Consider the following 1,293-nt stretch of genomic DNA (forward strand, 5'->3'; position numbering starts at 1 on the left):
GACTAGTCCTGATATAGGTTGACAACTTTTCAGGTATAAAACGCTCGATGAACCTCATTGGGCGTTTTATAATTTAATGATAAATGCGGTCGCCTTTCATTATACAATTGTATTGATTCTTCAACTAACTTTCTTGCCTGCTCCAAATTACTCGGCTTGACTAGTAAATACTCCATTTTTAATATTCCATTGACCCGTTCTGCCAATGCATTTTGATAGCAGTCATAACCATCTGTCATTGAGCATTGAATATTATACTTTTTATGTATTTCCTGATATTCCGCTGAGCAATATTGTAAACCCCGATCTGAATGATGGACTAAGGAGGTTGCTGAACTTCGTTTTTTTAAGGCTTGAAGAAATGATTTCTTTACCGCATTCGTTTTCATATTGTCATCTAAATGATAACCCACGATTTTTCGTGAATATGCATCGGTGATTAAACTTAAATACGTATCACCTTCATGAGTCGATAAATAGGTAATATCCGCCACCCAAAGTTGTTCAGGTTGTGTGGGGATAAATCCGGATTTAATTAAGTTTGGATGACGATGAAAACGATGATGGCTTAATGTTGTTCGATGGTAAGCACGTTTAGTAGGGACAAGTAACCGATGTTCTTTCAATAAAGAAAATAGTCGGTCTCGACCAATAACGAATTGTTTTTGTTTTAAAATAAAATGTAACTTGCGCCCTCCTAATCTGGGTTGAAAAACGCGTTCACCTTTAACAGCATCGACAATAATGGCGTCTGTTTTTTTTCGTTCTTCAGACATATCTTGGCGTTTGTAATAGGCTTGCCGACTAATTTTCATGAAGCGACATGCGGTCGTTATTGTGAGTTTTTCAACCGTTTTTTCTTCAATAACTCGGCTTTGCGCTTTTTTGACAAGCGGACTCCAAAATCTCTATCCATGACTTTAACAACGGCTTCAAAGAAATCGGCTTTAAGCTGAGCTTCTTCAAGTTCTTTTTCGAGCGCTTTAATGCGTTGTTCAGGTGTTTGTTGCTCAGAAGATTGGATCATAGCGGCACCTTTATAAAGAGCGTTGGGCGTATCTTTCGACCAATCTAACCTACCATGCTTACGAAGCCAAACCAAAACGGTAGAACGACCTTGTATGCCATATTGACATTGAGCTTGTTTATAGGTGAATTCGCCTTTTTCTACTTGGTCAACGACCGCCAATTTAAAGGCTAGGGAATAATCACGTTGAGTTCGTTTACTTGCTGGTTTCATTACACTCTCCAATTTTAAGTTGGAAAAGTGTCAACCTTATTTAGGACGGGTCA

1 protein-coding gene is annotated in these 1,293 nt (G+C 38.3%); it reads right to left on the reverse strand.

All coding sequences use genetic code 11. The features are described from left to right. Nucleotides 1-29: 29 nt before the first annotated feature. Nucleotides 30-1,240 (reverse strand): IS3 family transposase gene (locus tag M998_RS19470; protein WP_111750917.1). Its coding sequence is split into 2 segments (ribosomal slippage): nucleotides 30-895 and nucleotides 895-1,240, totalling 1,212 coding nucleotides; the frame shifts between segments, so codons are not numbered across the junction. Between the last annotated feature and the right edge of the window lie 53 nt (nucleotides 1,241-1,293).

It is taken from the genome of Providencia heimbachae ATCC 35613 (genome assembly GCF_001655055.1).
GTDB classification, from domain to species: Bacteria; Pseudomonadota; Gammaproteobacteria; order Enterobacterales; family Enterobacteriaceae; genus Providencia; species Providencia heimbachae.